Annotated in this window: 10 protein-coding genes and 2 pseudogenes; 11 read left to right on the plus strand and 1 reads right to left on the minus strand. The window is 61.0% G+C overall.

Annotation, left to right across the window (positions count from 1 at the left end):
- Positions 1 to 45: 45 nt before the first annotated feature.
- The 9 genes and pseudogenes from WS66_RS29575 to WS66_RS29605 all read left to right on the plus strand — a co-directional run bounded on the left by WS66_RS29575 (position 46) and on the right by WS66_RS29605 (position 16,468).
- Positions 46 to 4,854: an RHS repeat-associated core domain-containing protein gene (locus tag WS66_RS29575; RefSeq protein WP_059604022.1), complete on the plus strand. Its 4,809-nt coding sequence runs from the start codon at positions 46 to 48 to the stop codon at positions 4,852 to 4,854.
- Between the two features lie 344 nt (positions 4,855 to 5,198).
- On the plus strand, positions 5,199 to 6,080 hold the full coding sequence (locus tag WS66_RS33850) for an OB-fold protein (protein ID WP_159086596.1): 882 nt from the start codon (positions 5,199 to 5,201) through the stop codon (positions 6,078 to 6,080).
- Between the two features lie 68 nt (positions 6,081 to 6,148).
- Positions 6,149 to 6,994 (plus strand): OB-fold protein, encoded by an 846-nt coding sequence (locus WS66_RS29585; RefSeq protein ID WP_159086597.1) that lies wholly within the window; start codon positions 6,149 to 6,151, stop codon positions 6,992 to 6,994.
- Between the two features lie 144 nt (positions 6,995 to 7,138).
- The gene (locus WS66_RS29590) at positions 7,139 to 11,836 is read left to right on the plus strand and encodes an RHS repeat-associated core domain-containing protein (protein ID WP_108064772.1); all 4,698 of its coding nucleotides are present in this window, start codon (positions 7,139 to 7,141) and stop codon (positions 11,834 to 11,836) included.
- A gap of 229 nt (positions 11,837 to 12,065) precedes the next feature.
- Positions 12,066 to 12,230, plus strand: a complete 165-nt coding sequence (locus tag WS66_RS33855) for a hypothetical protein (RefSeq protein ID WP_159086598.1) — start codon at positions 12,066 to 12,068, stop codon at positions 12,228 to 12,230.
- Between the two features lie 60 nt (positions 12,231 to 12,290).
- A protein-coding gene (locus tag WS66_RS29595) for an IS3 family transposase (protein ID WP_108064773.1) occupies positions 12,291 to 13,378 on the plus strand; the annotation gives its coding sequence in 2 pieces (ribosomal slippage) (positions 12,291 to 12,552 and positions 12,552 to 13,378; 1,089 coding nt in all).
- 107 nt (positions 13,379 to 13,485) lie between these two features.
- On the plus strand, positions 13,486 to 13,632 hold the full coding sequence (locus WS66_RS33860) for a hypothetical protein (RefSeq protein WP_159086599.1): 147 nt from the start codon (positions 13,486 to 13,488) through the stop codon (positions 13,630 to 13,632).
- A gap of 46 nt (positions 13,633 to 13,678) precedes the next feature.
- A pseudogene (locus WS66_RS29600) lies at positions 13,679 to 13,855 on the plus strand (IS3 family transposase); the annotation flags it as partial.
- A 456-nt stretch (positions 13,856 to 14,311) separates the two neighbouring features.
- Positions 14,312 to 16,468, plus strand: a complete 2,157-nt coding sequence (locus WS66_RS29605; RefSeq protein WP_059599154.1) for an ATP-binding protein — start codon at positions 14,312 to 14,314, stop codon at positions 16,466 to 16,468.
- Positions 16,469 to 16,470: 2 nt separating this feature from the next.
- Here the strand turns inward: WS66_RS29605 and WS66_RS29610 are convergent, their stop codons facing one another.
- On the minus strand, positions 16,471 to 18,894 hold the full coding sequence (locus WS66_RS29610; RefSeq protein WP_059599155.1) for an ATP-binding protein: 2,424 nt from the start codon (positions 18,892 to 18,894) through the stop codon (positions 16,471 to 16,473).
- A gap of 349 nt (positions 18,895 to 19,243) precedes the next feature.
- On the opposite strand from WS66_RS29610, the gene WS66_RS29615 reads away from it, so the two are divergent.
- Both WS66_RS29615 and WS66_RS29620 read left to right on the plus strand, forming a co-directional pair.
- Positions 19,244 to 19,921, plus strand: coding sequence for a response regulator transcription factor (locus tag WS66_RS29615; RefSeq protein WP_269467504.1), 678 nt, complete (start codon positions 19,244 to 19,246; stop codon positions 19,919 to 19,921).
- 208 nt (positions 19,922 to 20,129) lie between these two features.
- Positions 20,130 to 21,019: pseudogene (locus WS66_RS29620) on the plus strand (transposase).
- Positions 21,020 to 21,186 lie beyond the last annotated feature (167 nt).

Below are 21,186 nucleotides of genomic sequence, written 5' to 3' on the forward strand. Positions count from 1 at the left end.
GCTACCGCGGCGCTGCGTCACGTTCAACCCCGTGAGTACACGTTGATGGATACGACCAGCAACACCGCATCTCCCTCCCGCGAAAGGCAGATTGCCGTCGTTCCGGTGAATCAGATCCAGCCGGCAGACGTCGCGCTCAGTATCAAGGCCTTCGATGACTGGCTGGTCAGTATCAGCGGCGGCGCCGTCACGTTGGAGCGTCTGCGCAGTGCCGCCGGGAACGTGCCAGTGCTCGGCAATATCCTGTCCTTGGTCGATGGCCTCGGCGACCTCGTCACCTTGCTGCAAGCGCAGACACGCACCACCTTCGACTGGGCAACGCTGGGCATCAACCTCATTGGCCTGACTCCAGCGGCCGGCACCGCGCCGGCTCGCATGAGCCTGCGGCCAGCGTTGTTCCTTGTGCGCCAGGAACTGCGGCAGAGCGGTGGCCTCGGCGAGTCGGCTTTCAACACCCTGGCCACCCACCTCAATGCCAGCATCAAGGGCGAACTGGACGACTTCGTGCAACGGACCCAGGCCGCGTTGCCCGGGTTCATCGAGGAGGCCGCGACCCTGGGGCAGGGGCTGGTGCTGGACCTTGCCGCCGGCCTCGACGCGCTCGCCGTTGGCGTGCCGGTGGGAAGTAACGTGACAGGGCCCGCGTCGTTTACCACCGCAGGCGACGTTTGGCGCGATCCCACCCGTGTGTTCGCGAATGGCTACGATGCGGCGCTCCTCTTTCACAAGAGCGAGGCGAAGGACAGCCTTGGCAAGGCTGGCGGCCCGTTGTCGGCGCATGCGCGCGGCGTGCTGCAGTCCCACATCGCGGCGCTGCGCCGCTTTGCCCCGGAACTCGCCGCGCAGATCCGGCGGTTGGCCGATCCGGCCTTGGAGCAAAGCATCGGCTGGATCATTGCGCAATGGCAGCGCGCGCTCGCTGCAAGAGGTCCTCGCCTGGGGCAGAGCGCCAATGTCAAGCTCGATACCACCAGCATCAGCAACCAGGCGAGACCCGGGCAACCCCTCGAGGCACGAGGCGCCGAATGCAAGGCGGAGCGGGACCCGAGCGATTGCAAGAGCGGCACCTGCACTGGCACCGGCAGCAATATCAGCTTTGCCACGGGCAGCGAGTCGCTCACACATACCGACTTCATCCTGCCTGGCCCGTTCCCCATCGCCTGGACTCGCAGCTACCGCTCCAGCCAGGCCGCCTATGACAGTGGAGAACTCGGTGCGCGCTGGACGACTGTGTACACCAAGCGCTTCGACGTGGCAGGGGAGCGCCTGCGCTATCACGGCGCCGATGGTCGCAGCCACGACTACCCGTTGCCGACGGTAGGGCAACACCATGAGGACCGCATCGAAGACATTACCCTGGTGCGTGTTGATGATCGCACGCTCGTGTTGTGTCGCGGCTATGAGCGCCGCGAGACCTATCGCCGCGATGCCGACAGCTTCCAGCTGGTGCAGATCGAGTTGCGCGGAGGCGCTGGCATGCTGCTGGCTTACGAGCACCGTGTTGGTAGTCGCGCGGTGCTGTCGGACCTGATCACCTACCAGGACGACCCCAGTCAGCCGCACACCCACCTGGGCACTCTGGTGGACGAGGCTGGCCGCATCACCGGTCTGTGGCTGATGGGCGAGCACGAACCACAGCGTCGCCTGAGCCTGTACCGATACGACGAAGCGGGCGACCTCATCCTGGCCCAGGACGAGAACGCTGCCGCATGGACCTACCAGTACCAGCATCACCTGATCACCCGCTACACGGACCGCACCGGCCGCGGCATGAACCTGGTGTGGCAGGGAGAGGGCGCGGATGCTAAAGCGGTGCGCGAGTGGGCCGATGACGGCAGTTTCGACACCCGCCTGGAGTGGGACGAGAACATTCGCCTTACCTACGTGATCGATGCCCACGGCCAGGAGACCCGACACTACTACGACAGCCTCGGTTACACCTACCGCATTGTTCACCCGGACCAGCGCTCGGAATGGTTCTTCCGTGACAGTGCCAAGAACGTTGTCCAACACATCGACAGCGCAGGCCATGTCAATCGCTTTGCGCACGATGAGAACGGCAACCTGCTGGAGCACATCCGTGCGGACGGCACCACCGTGCATTACGCGTGGGATAGCAAAGACCAGCTCATCAAGATCAGCGACGCCGAGGGCGGCCTCTGGCTGCGCGACTACGACACCCGCGGCCGCCTGACGGAGGCCATCGACCCGCTGGGCAACAAGACGGAGTATGCCTACAACCTGATGGGCCTGCCGATCGGCATCACCGATGCCAACGGCAAGACCAAGCAGCTCGAATATAACGCAGACGGCCAGCTCACCCGCTACGTAGACTGCTCAGGTAAGGCCAGCGCCTGGACCTATGACGAGTGCGGCAGGCTCACCCAAATAGTCGATGCGGGCGGCAATGCCACCCACTACTTCTACGAAGCGGGTCAACTCGTCACCATTGTTCAGCCGGGCAACATCGAGCACCGGTTCGAGCGGGATGCAGAGGGGCGCCTATTGGCCTATATGGACCCCCAAGGTCGGCGTACTACCTGGGACTACAACGATGCTGGTTTGCTTGCGCATCGCGTTAGCGCCGCCGGGCAGAAGCTGCATTATCAATGGGACAAGCTCGGCCAGCTCACCGCGCTGCGCAACGAGAACGGGCGCGAAACCACCTTTGTCTATGACCCGGTAGGTCGTCTGTTGGCCCAAACTGGCTTTGACGGTGGCACCACGCGTTACGTGTATGACGATGCCAGTGGGATGCTGGCGTGCGCCATTGACGGCCAGCGTATCACCGCCTATACCTTCGACGAGATGGGCCGGTTGATCGAACGTCGCGCCGCGCTGCAGAGTGGCGACGCGGCACCGCTCGAGGCCGATTGGCAGGTTGAGCGCTTCGCCTATGACGGCAACGGCAACCTAGCGCTGGCGATCAATGCCGACAGCCGCCTGCAATGGTTCCGTGATCCGGCCGGCAACCTGGTGCGTGAGCACCAGCATTACTCCAGCCTAGGTAAGCCGCTGGTGGCGGTGTGGCTGCATGAGTACGATGCGCTCAACCAACGCACTGCCACCGTGCGTCCAGATGGTCACCGCGTGAGCTGGCTGACTTACGGAAGCGGCCACCTGCTGGCTCTCCAGTTGGATGAACGAGAACTGGTGAGCTATGAGCGCGACGACCTGCATCGCGAGGTGGCACGCCTGCAGGGCAACGGCCTGCTGCAGACCCAGCAGTGGGACGCCTTGAGTAGGCTAGGTGAGCAGGTGCTCGTGCGCGACACACGGAAAGGCACGTACGGGCAGACCAGTGGCGGTAACCGCCTGCTGGTGCGCCGCTATCAGTATGACGCCGCCAGCCAGCTGACCGGCATCAACGACACGCGGCGCGGCCAACTGGCTTATCGGTACGACCCCGCGGGCAGACTGCTGGAAGCCGCCAGTCGGCTGGGACAGGAATCCTTTGCATTCGACCCGGCAGGCAACCTGATTGATCCGGCCGAGCAGCGTGAAGCCGAGCGCCAGCACATGCCGCCCGTCAAGGTGCTAGACAACCAGCTTAAGCAGTACGCGGGCACTCACTACCAGTACGACGCGCGCGGCAACCTCGCACAGCGATGGCACAACGGCAAGGAAGGCCGCTTCACCTGGGATCTGTTCGACCGCCTCACGAACTACGAAGACGAGCGTCTGAAGGTCGCCTACACCTACGATGCGCTTGGCCGGCGCCTGTCCAAGCACAGTCAGGCGCACTACGAGGAGAGAAGAGATGCGGGACCACACTGGAACCGCGCCGAGCGGGTCAAGCGCAACCGCGAACTGCAATGCGGCTTCACTCTGTACGGCTGGGACGGCGACACGCTCGCGTGGGAGAGCACTATCGCCGACGAGGACGGCTTCGGCGCGCGTACCACGCACTACGTGTACGAGCCGGGCAGCTTTATTCCGGCGGCGCAATCTGTACGACACGAGCCAATCACCCTGCTGGACCAACCTAAGCACGGCGACTACTACCGGCGTGACAAGGATCCGCTGTGGTTGCCACCACCGCGCACTCCGTCTATCGACAGCGTGGCTTGGTACCAGTGCGACCACCAAGGTACGCCGCAGGAATTGACCGACGAGCAGGGCGCGATCGCATGGAGTGCGGAGTACTCAGCGTGGGGCAAAGCCCGTGAAGCGATTCGCGATGCGAATGGGACAGCTCATCGTGCCAACCCGATCCGCTTGCTTGGCCAGCACCATGATGCGGAGTCCGGGTTGCATTACAACCGCTATCGCTATTACGACCCGAACGTCGGGCGCTACGTGTCAAAAGACCCGATCGGACTGCTCGGTGGCTACAACCTGTATGCCTATGTTCGGAATGCGCCGACGATGCGCAGCGATCCGTTGGGTCTGCAGGACATGGGTTTTTTAAATGCGTCGGGTGTGCAGCAACGCGCTTCAGAGGGAATGTGGCGAATGCAGCAGGGACAGAGCCCCGAAAAGATAATGAGGGAAATGTATCACACGCCTCGTCCAATCATGACGGGCGAGTGCAGAGCTTCAGGCACTGTTGCAATGGGGGCCGGTGGATCCATTGGAATAGCTGCTAACGAAAAAACTGGACTAAGTGGGCAGGCAAGTATTCCGATGCTTGCCGCTGGTGCACGGGTGACAGCTTCTTGCGGATTTAAGTTTGGCGACCCAGATGCCCAAACATTACCAGCTGCGGCTGGCATTGGATTTTCCGTTGGCATAGTTTCGATCGATATCGGGCAAACGTCGACCTGGCCTGAGTTGTACATAGGGGTTGGTGCGGGGGTCGGTCCTGAATTAAAGACGCCAGTAACCCCTAGTGTGTCTGTACCATTATTCTGAGGGATATTTGTGTGTGAATTAATTGGAATTGTTCGGGTTGTAGTGTTTTTTATATGTGCGTCCCTAATTGTTGGTGGCGTCTTGTCGTCTTATATATTTTGCAGGAGACGCGGGATTGATATGAACAAATTTTCGGGTATGTTTGAGATGTATCGCCGTATTTTTTTATTTGAAAATAAGTCATTTTCAATCTTCATGTTTTTGTGCATGTATGGATCTGCTGCATTGATATTGGGTATCTTTTTTTTGACGCAATGGGGGGTGGGGCAAGGCTGTAATTTTCCTCTTGTTAAAAGCAAGACGTGGTGAGGCTTCCGGCCTCGAAGGATTAGGAGGGTATATCGATGACACGTAGCTTATCGCTTAGCTTGTGCGGCCTACTAGCGATCGTTCGCTGCAATGACTTGAGGAGATGGAGCCAGATCAAGCTGATTGCGATTCTTCTTGCAGGATTTGTCCCAGGTCTGTCGGTCGCGGCAGGATACGTTCCAAGTCAATCGGAAGTCATCGTGCTCAAGTCGATCATGGACGATGACATCGACAACTTCTTGCAAGGTCGACAGACCTATGCGGGAAATGTACTGAATGTGGCTGTGATTACGGCCACGGCGGACGAGATTGCTCGGGCCTACCGAAAAGGGCGATCTATTGGAAATCGCCAATTTTCAAGGAAATATGTGTTGCTTTCTGGTGTCGTTGCATCGCGTCGTGAAGACGAAAGTGGTTCGCTGATGGTGATGTTCGACGCGGCAAATGGGTTTCAAATTCATGCCCAATTGGAGCCGATCGCCGCCGCCCGTGCTCGCCTCTTAGAGGACGGGGGCAAGGTCACCTTGGGGTGCTTACTTTCGAAAGCAGTGAAGGGCGGTGTCCACTTCGTGAACTGCACGTTCGGGGGCGACCTGGGAAAGATGGTTTGGACAAAGTTGCGGACTTACCTGTCCGATTTCTATGCGGGCGAGCGCGCTGCGAACATCACCATTCCTACGCTGGCAATCAACATTGCGCTGTACGCGCAGGTTTTGCCGCTTGATAGTGGCTGCCCAGATGACAAAGAAAAATGCGACGCTGCTTTCGCAGCGGTTCGATCGTTTGATGAAGATCCACAACTTCTGGCGGGCGTGATCAGGCGGTTCCAGGATGCTGGTCTCGACCTCCGGGATTTCGAGAAACTACACAAGCGCGAACTGGCCAAGGTCAAGCCCCTCGAGGAGTCCGTGCGATGACGCGCTGGAGGATGCAAAGGACACGGTTCTCGCCTGTATGGAGGCGGGGAGCACTGGGAGTCGTGAACGTGGACGATTACCGGGGCGAGGTGATTAATGCTTCTCGAAGCGATCAAGTCCATCGTTCGGCGCGACGTGTCGGTGCGCGTTTGCGACTCTGCACCCTACTTGTCGCGGTGCTTGTTCCAGGGTCGGGTATCGCTGGCAGCTATGTTCCTGGTGAGGTTGAAACTGCTCTCCTAACGATCGGCCGACAGGATGACGTGGGCGCATTCGCGGCGGGACAACAGAGCTATGCCGCACAGGTCTTGAATATCGACGTTGCGACAGCACAGGACATCGCGCGCGTTTACCAAAGCAAAGATGATGAGAAGGCCGATCACCGGTTCCTGAGCAGACGCGTACTTGTGTCCGGCATTGTTGAGGCGGTATGGCCAGACGACCCTGATCGTACGGTGCTCGTGTATGCCGACACGGGTGCGACCCAAGTACGGGCGATAGCCCATGGTAACCAGGCGTCGCGGGTGGCTACCTGGTATGCAGGAAGCAAGGTTTCCCTCGTCTGCACCGGTGCGGGCGGAACTTCCCGTGCCGTTAGCTTTGACGATTGTGAGAATGCGGGCGACGTTGGCCGGCGCGAATGGGAGCGCCTGGATGCTTGGTTTGCCGATTTCTATCAAGGCAAATATGTCCCGAACATCATGATCGCCATATTGGCAATCAATATCGCGGCGCGGGCCAGCAGGATGCCTGCTGATCACCGTTGTGCTGAAAGCCTCGAGAAATGTCGGGAAGCTGCGATGGCGATCGGTTCCCTGACCAGCGATGACGGCCTTTTAAGAGAAGTCATGCAGCGATTCGAGGCGAGTGGACTCGATCTCAGCGTGCTGGCCCCCGTACAACTGACGCCTTAGCGAGCGTCAAGAGGCACCGGGCGCGACAGAGGGGCGCCCTTGCCCCCTGAACAAGGCTTGGTCCCGGACACAGCGCTCCCATCACAAGAAGCCGCATCGGATTGCGGCTCATCGATTCCAATTTCACATTCCGATTAACCCGCGATGGATAGCACGAACAGCAACGCCGCAGTACCTCGAGCAAAGCAAGTAGCCGTCGTCCCGGTGAATCTGATCCAACCCGCCGACGTGGGGCAGAGCATCAGTGCCTTCGACGACTGGCTGATCAGCATCAGCGACGGCACGATCTCGCTGGAACGTATCTCCACCATGGCCGGTGCGCTGCCGGTGTTGGGCAACATCCTCGCACTGGCGGACGTGTTCGGCGATATCGTCACCCTCGCGAAGAGTAAAGAGCGCCATACGCTCGATTGGGTGAGCCTGGGCATCAACCTGATGGGCGTGGTGCCCTTGCCCGGCACAGCGGCTGCCCGCATGAGTTTGCGCCCAGGCTTGTTCCTGGTGCGTCAGGAGTTGCGCAAGAGCGGCAAGCAACTGGTCGGCGAGGCAATGCTCACGGTGCTCGCTACCAGTTTGAACGCCAGCATCAAGGGCAGCCTGGAAGACTTCGTGACGAAGGCACGGGCCGAGTTGTCCGGTTTCATCGAAGCGGCCGCCCAGTATGGAGAGGCGCTGATCGTTGACCTGGCCAACGGCCTGGACGCGATCGTGCTGAGCGAGCTGGATGCCGAGGGCAATCTCAAGGCGGCGAAGGCGGAACTGTTCGAGGCCACGGGTAAACTCTGGCGTGACCCGCTCGGCGTATTCACCAATGTGTATGGCGCCGCCACGCAATTCCAGGCGAGCGTGGCCAAGGCCAGCCTCAACCTGGCGACAATGGCGATACCGAAGCGCGCCTGCGAAGCAGTGCTGCGGGAGACCGCAGCACTTCGTCGGCTGTCGCCCGAACTCGGTCGGCAGATTCGCCGTCTGGCCGACGAAAACATTGAGCAGAGCATCGGCTGGATCATCGCGGGCCTGGCCCGTGCCGTGCTCGCCCGCAGACCAGGCCGGGGACATGGCGCCAACGTCAAGTCGGGCACCACCAGCATCAGCAAGGCCAGCCACCCGGGGCAGCCGCTGGAGCCGCGCCCCGTCGAACGTAGGGCCCAGGGCGATGCCAAGCCCCAGAAAAACGGCACGTGTGTCGGCAGTTGCGGCAGCATCAGCTTCGCCATGGGCAGCGAGACCATCGCGCATACCGACTTCGCCTTGCCGGGTCCGTTCCCCATTGAATGGACCCGCACCTACCGCTCCAGCCTGGGCGCTTTCGATGATGGCGAGCTGGGCGCGCGCTGGATCACGCCATACACCACGCGCTTCGACGTGCGGGGCGAAGGCCTGCGCTACCATGGCGCCGACGGGCGCAGCCACGACTACCCGCTGCCCAAGGTCGGACAGTTCCATGAAGATCGCATCGAAGACCTCACGCTGGTTCGTGTACGCGATCACGAGTTGGTGCTGTGTCGTGGCTACGAACGCCGCGAGACCTACCAGCGCCACGGCGACCGCTACCTGCTGGTGCGGATCGAACTGCGCGGCGGTGCCGGGCTGCTGCTCGGCTACGACCACCGCGTTGGCAATCGCGCGGTGCTGTCGGACCTGATCACCTACCAGGACGATCCCAGTCAGCCGCATACCCACCTGGGCACGCTGGTGGACGAGGCTGGCCGCATCACCGGCCTGTGGCTGATGGGCGAGGACGAACCCCTGCGCCGCCTGAGCCTGTACCGTTATGACGAAGCGGGCGACCTCACGCTGGCCCAGGACGAGAATGCCGCCGCGTGGACCTACCAGTACCAGCACCACCTGATCACCCGTTACACGGACCGCACCGGCCGCGGCATGAACCTGCAATGGCACGGCGACGGGCCGGACGCCAAGGCCGTGCGCGAATGGGCCGACGACGGCAGCTTCGACACCCGCCTGGAGTGGGACGAGAACATCCGCCTCACCTACGTCACCGATGCCCATGGCCAGGAGACCTGGCACTACTACGATCACCTGGGCTACACGTACCGCATCATCCATCCCGATCAGCGTGAGGAATGGCTGTTCCGCGATGAGGCGAAGAACGTCGTCCAGCATATCCACCCGGACGGCAGCGAGGACTGCTACGCCTATGACGAGAACGGCAACCTGCTGGAGCACATCCGCGCGGACGGCACCACCGTGCATTACGCGTGGGATAGCAAAGACCAGCTCATCAAGATCAGCGACGCCGAAGGCGGCCTCTGGCTGCGCGACTACGATACCCGCGGCCGCCTGACGGAGGCCATCGACCCGCTGGGCAACAAGACCGAGTATGCGTACAACTTGATGGGGTTGCCGATCGGCATCACCGATGCCAGCGGCAAGACCAGGCAGCTCGAGTACAACAGCAGCGGCCAGCTCACTCGCTACGTGGACTGCTCGGCCAAGGCCAGCGAATGGGCCTACGACGAGCGCGGCCAGCTTGTGCAGTTCACCGACGCGGCCGGGCAGGTCACCCGCTACCGCCACGAGGCCGGCCAGCTCGCCGCGATCCGCTACCCGGACGATACCGAAGAGCACTTCGAGCGCGACGCCGAAGGCCGGCTGCTGACTCACATCGATGCGCTGGGCCGGCGCACCGAATGGGACTACACCGAAGCCGGGCTGCTGGCCAAGCGGGTGGACGCCGCCGGCCAGTCCCTGCGCTATCAGTGGGACAAGCTCGGCCAGCTCACCGCGCTGCGCAACGAGAACGGCCGCGATGCCGAGTTCCACTACGACCCGGTGGGCCGCCTGCTGGCGGAAACCGGCTTCGACGGTGCCATCACGCGCTACGAGTACGAGGAGGAGACCGGCAAACTGGCGCGCGCCATCGACGGGCAGCGCATCACCGCCTACGCCTTCGACCCGACGGGTCGCCTCACCGAGCGGCGCGCTGCGCTGCAAACCGGCGACGCAGCCCCGCGCAAGGCCGACTGGCAGATCGAGACCTTCGCCTACGACCTCAACGGCAACCTGGCGCTGGCCAGCAATGCCGACAGTCGCCTGCAATGGTTCCACGACCCGGCCGGTAACCTGGTGCGCGAGCACCAGCACTACACCCGCCTGGGCCAGCCGCTGGTGGGCGTGTGGCAGCACGAATACGATGCGCTGAACCAGCGCATCGCTACCGTGCGCCCGGATGGTCACCGCGTCAGCTGGCTCACCTACGGCAGCGGCCACCTGCTGGCGCTGCAGCTCGATGAGCGCGAGCTCGTCAGCTACGAGCGCGACGACCTGCACCGCGAGGTCGCGCGCCTGCAAGGCAACCGCCTGCTGCAAACGCAGCAGTGGGACGCCATGGGGCGCTTGAGCGAGCAGGTGCTGACGCGCGACACGCCTGCGCCCACACACACCGCAGGCGGTAACCGTCTGCTGGTACGTCGCTACCGCTACGACGCCAGCGGCCAGCTCACCGACATCAACGACACGCGGCGCGGGCAGCTCGCCTACCGCTACGATCCGGTGGGCCGTTTGCTCGAAGCGCAAAGCCGGCTCGGCCACGAGACGTTTGACTTCGACCCGGCGAGCAACCTGATTGACCCGGAAACCATGCGCGAAGCCGAGCGCCAGCGCTTGCCACGCATCAAGGCGCTGGACAACCTGCTCAAGCAATACGCCGGCACCCATTACCAGTACGACGCGCGCGGCAACCTCACCCAGCGTTGGCACAACGGCAAGGAAGGTCGCTTCACCTGGGATCTGTTCGACCGCCTGACCCACTACGAAGACGAGCGCCTGAAGGTCGACTACACCTACGATGCGCTCGGGCGGCGCCTGTCCAAGCACAGCCAGGCGCACTACGAGGAAAGAAGGGAAGCGGGGCCACACTGGAACCGCGCTGAGCGTGTGAAGCGCAACCGCGAGCTGCAGTGTGGCTTCACGCTGTACGGCTGGGACGGCGACTCGCTAGCGTGGGAGAGCAAGATCGCCGACGAGGACGGCTTCGGCGCGCGCACCACGCACTACGTGTACGAGCCCGGCAGCTTTGTGCCGGTGGCGCAGGCGGTGCGCGACGACGCCATCGAATTGCTCGACCAGCCCGAGTATGGCGATTACTACCGACAGGATGAAGACCCGCTGTGGTTGCCGCCGCCGCCCGCACCAGCCATCGACAGCCTGGCGTGGTACCAGTGCGATCACCTCGGTACGCCGCAGGAGCTGACCGACGAGCACAGCGAGATTGCGTGGAGCGCGGAGTACCGCGCGTGGGGCGTTGCGCAGGAGGCAATCAGAAAGGCCTCGGGGAAGGCGCTGATCGCCAATCCCATCCGCTTCCAGGGGCAGTACCATGACCATGAGACGGGGCTGCATTACAACCGGCATCGGTACTATGATCCCAATACGGGGCGCTTTGTATCAAAGGACCCGATCGGGCTGGCCGGGGGGCTGAATTCATGGCAGTACGCGCCCAATCCTGTTCAGTGGATCGATCCGCTTGGACTGATAAAGCTAAGACATAACAAAAGTACGGGTACTTGGAGTACTCCGAATGGATTGAGTTATGGCCAGGGCTCAGCACACGGCAATCGTGTAAAGCACGTTCTGGATCACGAGTCGCCGAATATGAACAAGCCTAAACATTCTGTCTTCTGCACATGTAAGCGCGGCAGTTCGCTGGATCTTGTTGATGAGGCGTGGAAACAGCGAGGTGCACCAACTCGAAGTGGTCCGAACGATGTATATGAAGTTGCTATGGGTCGAGCAATCGGAACGCAGGGTGAAAGTACAGTACGAATAGTCACGAAGGCTGGCACGAATCAAGTCGTTACTGCCTATCCAGTTCAATAGGGTTAGAGATGTTATGTCCTACATGTGGTGAATACGGGGATTTGGTATATATCCGCGTAAAAAGTACAGGTAAGGGAGTTATAGCTTGTGTTGAATGTGATTTGCTCTGGGAAAGTGATGACCCAAATAAGATCTCGGCTGACAGCGCAACAGATGTAACTTCGTATCTGACCGAGCATGGGTTTCCCCCAAGTTGGGATGAGCTTGAAATTCTCGGTAGGGTTGAAAGATGACCGAAGGGCCGCAGTTGCGGCCCTTGTGGTTAGCGTGTTTAGCTGCAATCGGGGGTGATTTGCGCGGCGGTAATGGTGAGCTTGCCGAGTTCGACGTGAACGATGAGCTTCTGTCCGGCGTGGAAGCCGGCATCGTGTATCAGCCATCGGCCGGCGGGTAATCCCCCCGAAAAACCGGTGTGATCAGAAGTAGAATTTTCTCGTTGAGGGAGTTCTACAGCATGAAGAAATCGAGATTCACGGACAGCCAGATCATGGACGCGCTCAAGCGCGTGGAATCGGGGCTGTCGGTGCCGGACCTGTGCCGGGAGTTGGCCATCAGCACGGCGACGTTCTACAAATGGCGCTCGAAGTACGGCGGGATGGACGTTTCGCTGATCGCGCGGATGAAGGAACTGGAGGCCGAGAACGCCCGGCTGCGCAAGATGTACGTCGAGGAGAAGATCAAGGCCGAGATCGTAGCGGAGGCGCTCGCAAAAAAAGATTGAGGCCATCTTGCCGGCGTGAGATGGCCATGCATGCGGTGTCCAGCCGGGGCGTATCGATCCGGCTGGCATGTGAGGCATTTGGGATCAGCCAGGCCTGTTATTGGTACGTCGGTCGGCGCACCGCCGAGAACGACGAGATTGCGAACTGGCTGCTGCGCCTGACGGACAACCACCGGAACTGGGGCTTCGGACTGTGCTTCCTGTACCTGCGCAACGTGAAAGGCTTCGGCTGGAATCACAAGCGCGTGTACCGGATCTATTGCGAACTGGAGTTGAACTTGCGGATCAAGCCGCGCAAGCGGCTGGTCAGGCAGGTCCCGGAGCCGCTGGCGGTGCCGTGCGCCGTCAACCAGGTTTGGTCGATGGACTTCATGCACGATCAACTGTCCGACGGACGCAGCATCCGGCTGTTCAACGTGATCGACGACTTCAACCGCGAGGCACTCGGCATCGAGATCGACTTCTCATTGCCGTCCGAACGCGTGATCCGTGCGCTGCGGCAGATCATCGGTTGGCGCGGCAGGCCAAAAGCGATTCGGTGCGATAACGGGCCCGAGTATCTGAGCGCGGCAATCATCGAATGGGCGCGACAGTACGGCATCAGGCTCGACTACATCCAACCGGGCAAGCCGCAGCAGAATGCGTATGTCGAACGATTCAACCGGACCGTGCGGTACGAATGGCTGTCGCAGTACCACTGGGAAGACTTAGACCACGTGCAGCGTTTCGCGACCGATTGGATGTGGACTTACAATCATGACCGCCCGAACATGGCCTTGGGCGGATTTACGCCAAAGCAGCGGTTGGCCATGGCCGCTTAGTTTCTACTTCTGAACCCCGTGGAAAACGGGGGGATTACCGTACTTATCCGAAATGCAGTAAGGACCAAGGGCCGCAGTTGCGGCCCTTGTCGTTATCGAGGTTGGCGGTGATCCGGGCCGATGGTGATCTGCTCGGCTTGCGTTACAGCGGGAGCGATCTGAGCGGCGGTAATGGTGAGCTTGCCGCGTTCGACGTGAATGCGGAGCTTCTGTCCGGCGTGGACGCCTGCATCGTGGATCAACCAACGCGATAAATTTTGCCTTCCGCAAGGCCCGGGCAGTGTCAGGTAGACCGGGCCGGAAAGCTTTTTTAGTACCCTGAACACCGAGCGCGTGAACCGACGCGTCTATCGCGCCCGTGACGAAGCGCGTGCCGATGTGTTTGACTATATCGAGCGCTTCTACAATCTGCACCGTCGGCATTCAACGCTGAACTTTCTTAGCCCGGTTCAGTTCGAGCAACGCAATACAGGCTAGTGAACCCTTCCGGGAGAACGGCGGAAGGCCGGGTCATTTACGCCTTGATTGCTAACAGTCCTCCGCGAAGCCGTGGCGCGGGTGACGTCGCCTTCCATTTTTAGGACAATTCTTATGTTGCGGCGTCACTTTGTAATACAGAATCCCCACTAAACAATGCGCGCAACAACGCGCACGACCGTTGACAAGTTCGCGCGCGATGTACCTTTCAAACCTTCTTCAAGCCTTCTATATGTGGGTGTTGCATTCTCAGGGTCTCCCATACGTAACACCTGAGCCGGCAGCGGCGTGGTGATCCGACGTTCATCCTGCGGGATTCTGACGGCGACACCTGAACGAGAAGCAAATTGTCGGGCTTTGTGCGATGCGTCGCCTGAGTCAAAGTCCCGCTCGCGACGCCGCGGCGGCTCGCGATTCATCCCATCAGCATCGTCACATATCTAAGCTGCATCGATCATGAAAAACATACGCGCTTCGCGCTGGACCCAATGGCGTTCGCTCTGTCGTGCATTGCTTCTGGTTGTCTGCGTGGTCTTGCTGCCTGGCGCGGTGGCTTCAACGTTTTGGCAGAAACCGATCTTCACCGATGAAGAGCTGCGATGGATCGACGCACACCCGATCGTTCATATAGCAGTCGAGTCGAACTGGAGTCCTATCGAATATGTACGCAACGGACAGCATGCTGGTGTTGTCGCCGGTTACCTGAACGCGATTTCGAAAATGACCGGACTCACGTTCGACACGGTGCCTGGGACGGAATGGGGCCGTGCGTACGACGCGCTCGCTACCGGCAAGGTGGATTTGCTGCCGGGTGTGTGGCGAGAGTTGGTATCTGACCGTGTCGGCAGCGACGCACTAGTCAGTACACCTTATCTGGTAGGACGGATGACCGCCGTGACACGTGACAATTCCGCGATGGTTTTCAGTCTGAAGCGGCTCGAAGGCCGGCGCGTCGCGATCAAGGGGCGAGGCGCGATCGAATACTTCACCCGTCATAGCGGTGTCGCGCTCGACGTGCTGACGTTCGACACCGAGGAACTCGCACTTGCTGCGGTGGCCAACGGCGAAGCCGACGCCGCGCTTGGCATCGACGTCACGATCCTGCCGATCGTTCGCCGGCAATTCCCGGGGCAGCTTTACATGTCCGGCATGCTGGCGGATCGCCCCGTGTCGTTGGCCATGCTCACGCGCGCCGATCTGCCGATTCTGGCGTCGATCATCGACAAGTCGCTTGCAGCGATTCCGGTGAGCAAAACCGCTGCGATCACGCAGGACTGGGTTGAACTCGGCGACAACGGCAAGCCGACACTACGCTCAATCCTGCATGATCGCGCGCCGCAGGTGGTCGCGATTGCTGCAACGTTGCTGATATTCGCGTTGTTCGCCTATCTCTACTGGAAATCCCGCGCGGCGGCGATTCGCAGCAAGCTGGACAAGGCGATGTTCCTCGCGTTCGTGAGCCACGAGATCCGCACGCCGATGCAGACTGTTCTGTCGTCGCTTGATTTTCTGCGTCGCTCGCATTTGCCGCCACGACAGGCCGATCGCGCGGATGCTGCCGTGTCCGCGTCAGAAACGCTCTTGGCGCTGCTGGACGACATCCTGGAATACACCCGCCTCGAGTCGAGCAAGGTGACGTTTGCCGCGGAGGCAGTGGAGCTCGAGTCCTGGGCCCGAGAAACCGTCGATATGGTGCGCTGGCGTGCCGAATCCAAGGGGATCTCGATGACGCTAGACATCGAGATCCCTCCGGCGCTGCATGTCGAGATCGATCCGGTTCGCGTGCGCCAGATCGTGCTGAACCTGTTAGTCAATGCAATCAACTTCACGGATGACGGCACCGTTACGTTGCGTGTTCGCATTTCCGCGACCCGCCGACGGCGAAACAGGACGCTGCTTCTGGAAGTCGGCCACACGGGAGTTGGCATTGCTGCGGATCAATTCAAGCATCTGTTCGATGCGTATTGGCAAGATGATCGTGCTTCACGTTCCGGCGGAGTCGGCAGCGGGCTCGGCCTCGCGATCTGCCGTAAGCTCGTCGAGTTAATGCGTGGAACGATTACGGTCAGCAGTACACCGCGTGTCGAGACCGTCTTCTCGGTCAAGCTGCCGGTTGCAGTCACGGATAACGCGTCGTCGGCACAGTCAACCGCGTGGGCGCCGGTGAGCCCACCAGCACCCGCGGCCCAATCATGCCGAAAAGTACCGTACATCCTGATCGTCGATGATAACGAAGCCGTACGGGATTCGCTGCAGGATCAATGCGAGGCGCTGGGCTGCGTCGGCATCATCGCTGACTCGGGGGAGGCCGCGTTGCAGCAGCTCGCACGCACGCATGTCGACATGGTGCTGCTGGATTGCAATCTCCCAGACGTAGATGGCTGCGCGCTCGTACGCGCGATCCGTCAACGCGAGTCTGCAAGAAAGGGGCGATACGTTCCGATCATCGTCATATCGGCAAATACCGGCGACGCGCACAAGGTGCGTTGCTTCGAGAGCGGCATGGATGGGGTGCTCGGCAAGCCGCTGCGACTCGAAGCGTTGCGACAGATGATCGCGATGTGGTGCCCCGCGTATGCGGGTGTTGCACCGGATCAGGCGGCAGCCACATAGGCTTATGTGCGCGTGCTGCAGGGCCTGGATTGGCCTGAATCCGGCGTAGCCGTCTCGATGCGATGCTGGCGTAACAAATCATCATGAAGCGGGCCGACATTGCCAGGAATCGCGTCGGACACGGCCTCCAGCATGCGCTCGAGCTCGGCTGCCAGGTTACTCGTCCCCGCATGCCCGGCAATCGCGGCTGCCCCTTTGATTCTATGCGCCATATAGCGCGCCTTGTCAGCATCGCCGGCCGAGAGCGCGGTGCTCAGAGCCGCCAGATCCGCGTCGATGCTTCGACGGTAGATCTCTGAGAATTCCCGACCTGCTATTGGGGTTGGTTCGACAGGCGGCTGGTGCCTGTCACGCTTGCTTGCCGGGCACCAAAGATCGATCATCTGCCGCAACGCTTCGAGCCGCAGCGGCTTGCCGAGCACCCCATCCATTCCGCTGTCGAAGCAGCGCTCACGATGTGCATCTTCCGTCGACGCCGAGATCGCGATAATCGGTGTGCGCGCCTGTCCGCGTTGCTGCTCGCTGGCGCGCATGCGCTGTGCAACCGTGTAGCCGTCGAAGTCCGGCAGATTGCAATCGAGCAGCACCATGTCGTACTGAGTGCGCTCGAACCGATCGAGCGCTTGCGCGCCGTTGCCGGCGATGGCCGAACGGCACGCGAGCGCATCAAGTTGATGCTGGATCGCATGTTGAACCGCTTCGTGATCGTCGACGATGAGGATCATCGGACCTTCGACGACTCGCTCGGAAGCCGGCGTATCGGTCGTGTCGGGTTCGCGTGAAGGCGCCTCCGGCACGACCGCATTCCGGCCGGCTACCCATCGGGTACGTTGCGCAGGCAGGATCACGGTGAAGATCGTGCCTTTGTCGGGGCTACTGCTGACGGTAATCACTCCGTTCATGAGCTCAACCAGTTCGCGGCAGATCGACAGGCCCAGGCCGCTGCCGTTCACGCGACGGCTGCCCGGCTCCTCGACGCGCTGATAGGGCTCGAAGATGTGGCTCTGACGCGCGGGCGGGATGCCGATCCCGGTATCGCGGACTTCGATCACAAGTGAACCGGCAGTGTTCGGCTTACCTTCCAGATAGTCGACACGCAGCGAGACTGATCCCTCCGACGTAAACTTGATTGCATTGACGAGCAGATTCAACACGATCTGCCGCGTGCGGACCGGATCGATCAGCAGGGTCAAATCGGCTGGGCAGGCGAGTTCGAGCGCAAGGTCCAGCCCTTTCTCGTCGACCCTCCAGCGCACCATGTCGGCGCTGCGGCGCAACCACGCCTCAATTTGCGTTGGTTCGGGCGCGAGTGTGACGTTGTGCGATTCGAGTCGCGAGTATTCGAGCACGTCATCGAGCAGCGTCAGCAGCGATTCCGAGGCGGCAACGGCTGCATCCGCTCGACCTGCCTGTTTCGGCGTGAGCTGCGACTGCTGCAGCAGCTCGAGCGACGAAAGGATCGTGTGCATCGGCGTGCGGATCTCGTGGCTCACGAACGCGAGGAACATTGCCTTTTCGCGCTCGCTGCGAACCGCAGCGGCGCGTGCGCGCCACGAAAGGAACGCGATTGCTGCTAGCGCGAACACGGTGGCGCCGGCTGCTGTAACCTGCCAGCGTCGGTAGTAAAGGATTGAGCGCAGAGTCGGCTCGCCGTAGTCAGTCGACTCCATCCATTGGCGTGAAATCTCCTCGCCCGTGCGAGCGGGAATCGCAGCCAACGATTTATCGAGAATGGATGCGAGCAGGGGCATGTCGCTGCGGGTTGCCAGGGCCAGCGCATATGGCCGGTCCGGCAGGCCGCCCGCCAGGAACAGCCGACCCAGGAACTGTCGGCGTAGCAGCGGCATGATTGATATGTCCGTGCCGAGGGCGACATCCGCATTTCCGTCGACGACGGCAGTGAGCGCATCCTGTTCGTCGTCATAGGTCAGCAGCGTCACGGGCAGGCCGCTCTGGCGAATCGCATATTCCAGCCCGCCGTTGCCCTTGATCGCGATTCGTTTGCCGGCCAGATTGCGGGAATCGACGAACAGGTTCAGGTGTTCCGGCGCAACCACGAACATCGTGCCGACGAAGTACGGTTGGCTGACAGTGACGCCGGCGCGATACATCGACACATCTGCGCTTTTCGATACGTCGGGCACCACATCGATCTTTCCGGACATCAGGGCGTCGTGCGAGTCCGCCCAGGACAGGCCGTCGACATACTCAAAGCGCAATCCGCTCACGCGCGAAATCGCATCGAGGTACGACGGCACGATGCCAACTACTTTCCCGTGGTCGCGAAATTCGAACGGGCGCCAGTGTGGATCGATTGTGGTGCGCACCACCGGATGCGCGGCAATCCACGCCTTCTCTTCAGCTGTGAATTGCGGCGAATTGCTTGCCCATCCGAACGTGGGCGTCAGCCAGACGATTGCGCTCATTAGCACGGCACATCGTTTCAAACTCAGCTTGCTCACGTTGTTCAACCAGATTGTTGGCCGGTCTGCCGTGGACGGTCCTCAGACGAGTATCGGACGCCGAGATGGCCGCAGGTAAAACCGAAAAACGAGACCGACATCATAGGTCGCGCGTTGCGGAAACGCAATGCGGCACTGCGATCGCAGGACCTGCACATTGAGTCACCAGGGTTAAAAATTGCCCCAAAAGCCGGTAAGCTAGTCGAAATAATCATGGGTGGCATCCCGCGACAATATCGGGGCTAGCCGTTTCGCGCCGTATACAACAACGATAGGGGTAACTATGAGGCCTGGGCACCAGCCGATCCGCGTCGTGATTCTGGACGACCATGCCATCGTCCAACTCGGGATTGCAAATTACTTGACCGAGAAAAGCTCCATCAAACTGGTAGCGAGCTTCGGCAAGTCGCGCGACCTGATTCGCTGGCTCGAAGCGAACCGCGCCGATGTGGTGCTACTCGACTACACGCTTGGTCCCGACGAGATCGACGGCCTCGATCTCGTCAAGCTCATCAATACGCGATTCCCCGATTGTCGGATGCTGATGATGTCGAGCAACGATACGTCGGCAACCGTCAACATGACGATGCGCGCAGGTGCGCTCGGTTTTTTCGGCAAGAGCGAGGATCTCGGTGAGCTCGCACGCGCGATCCGCGTCGTGGCAAGTGGTCACTCATTTCTAAGCGCCGAACTCTCGAACCGGATCAGGTGGGGCATGACGACAGATTCGCGTGGGGCCGAACCGAGGGACGCTAGCGGTGACGATAAGCCGTCGCCCGATTCTTGTTCGGCGGCGGACTTGCTGCTCAGCCCGCGCGAGCATGAAGTGTTGCGGTGCTTTCTTGCTGGTATGTCCGTGTCGGAGATCGCGTCGAAATTCTTCCGAAGTCCCAAGACGATCAGCGCGCAAAAGCAATCCGCATATCGCAAACTCGGTATCCGCAACGATGCCGAATTGTTCGCTTCCCGCAAGTTCATCGAGAAACACTGAATCAACTCCGGTCATCGCCGCGGTCGAATATCGTTGCGCACATGCGCGTGGTGGGGGAGTTGGACAGGTGACTGCGCTGCATACCTCAATGCCTCTTCTGGCGACACTATCCGATTGTTTCCATAAATTTTCTTCGGCATGACCTGAGCCGTTTCTTGTAGCCATTGGAAAGTGAGTTCTCTTTTGTCCTAGAGGCAAGGAGAACTCGATGAAGAAGCGATTTACTGACGAGCGGATTATCCGAATCTTGCGCGAGGCCGAGAGCCGGGACGAGCCGGTGAAGGATCTGTCCAAGCGCCACAACATCTGGGAACAGACGTTCTATCGTTGGCGCAACGAGTTCGGCGGCATGGATGTGGCCGACGCCCTTCGGCTCAAGGATCTGGAGTCGGAGAACGAGCGGCTCAAGCGCCTGATTGCCGAGCAATTGCCGGTCATCGACGGCCTGAAGGAATTCAGCCGAAAAAAATGAGCACCCCAACGGGCCGGCGCGAAGCGCTGGAAGTCCTGACTCGGCGGGGTGTCTCGCACCGCAAGGCATGTGGTTATCTGGGGCGGAGCCGCCGGGTGGCCACCTATACGCTCAAGCAACCGGAGAAGGATCGGAGCCTCGGCGAGCAATTGATGGCGGCCGCGCAGGAATTGCCGCGCTTCGGCTACCGGCGCATGTCGGCTTGGCTGGCGCTGGGCGAATCGCGCGTGCGACGAATGTGGAGCCTTGCAGCTCAACATTCCGCGGCGGCGGCCTCGCCGTCGTCGTTGTGGCAACGACATTTGCCTGCCCGGTGCGACACAACCGAATTCGGTCTGGAGCTACGACTTCGTGCACCGACCAACTGGTCGATGGGCGAGCGTTGAAGATGTTTTGCGTGATCGATGAATATACCCGCGAGTGCCTGGCGATCGAAGTCGGTGCCAGCCTGAGGTCGTAGGATGTCATCCTGACGCAGCCGTGCCGATGCAAAGGTGCTGGTCGAACGCTGGCGACAGTTCTACAACGAGCGCCGGCCGCATAGTGCGCATCGCTACCAACCGCCCGCCACGGTCCGTCGAGCCCGGCTGGATTCCGATCATATCGACGCGAGACTCACTGCCTGATTGGTCACAAAATTCCGCCTCAGGTCATGGCGCCGCCGCGTCGAATCCGTGGCGCGAGCTCGACTGGCCGGCGATGCCGGGCCAATTCGGGCACGCGCGGTTCGGGCCGATCGTCGGCGGCGTCGAACGGCGGTCGAACGGCGGCCCCGTCGGACCCGGAGCGGGCG

This window comes from Burkholderia sp. LA-2-3-30-S1-D2 (assembly GCF_001523915.2).
Classification (GTDB): Bacteria; Pseudomonadota; Gammaproteobacteria; order Burkholderiales; family Burkholderiaceae; genus Burkholderia; species Burkholderia diffusa.

Coding starts and splice junctions, on each gene's coding strand:
- WS66_RS29575 (WP_059604022.1), top strand. CDS start 46: ATGGATACGACCAGCAACACCGCATCTCCCTCCCGCGAAAGGCAGATT.
- WS66_RS33850 (WP_159086596.1), top strand. CDS start 5,199: ATGACACGTAGCTTATCGCTTAGCTTGTGCGGCCTACTAGCGATCGTT.
- WS66_RS29590 (WP_108064772.1), top strand. CDS start 7,139: ATGGATAGCACGAACAGCAACGCCGCAGTACCTCGAGCAAAGCAAGTA.
- WS66_RS33855 (WP_159086598.1), top strand. CDS start 12,066: ATGACCGAAGGGCCGCAGTTGCGGCCCTTGTGGTTAGCGTGTTTAGCT.
- WS66_RS29605 (WP_059599154.1), top strand. CDS start 14,312: ATGAAAAACATACGCGCTTCGCGCTGGACCCAATGGCGTTCGCTCTGT.
- WS66_RS29610 (WP_059599155.1), bottom strand. CDS start 18,894: ATGAGCGCAATCGTCTGGCTGACGCCCACGTTCGGATGGGCAAGCAAT.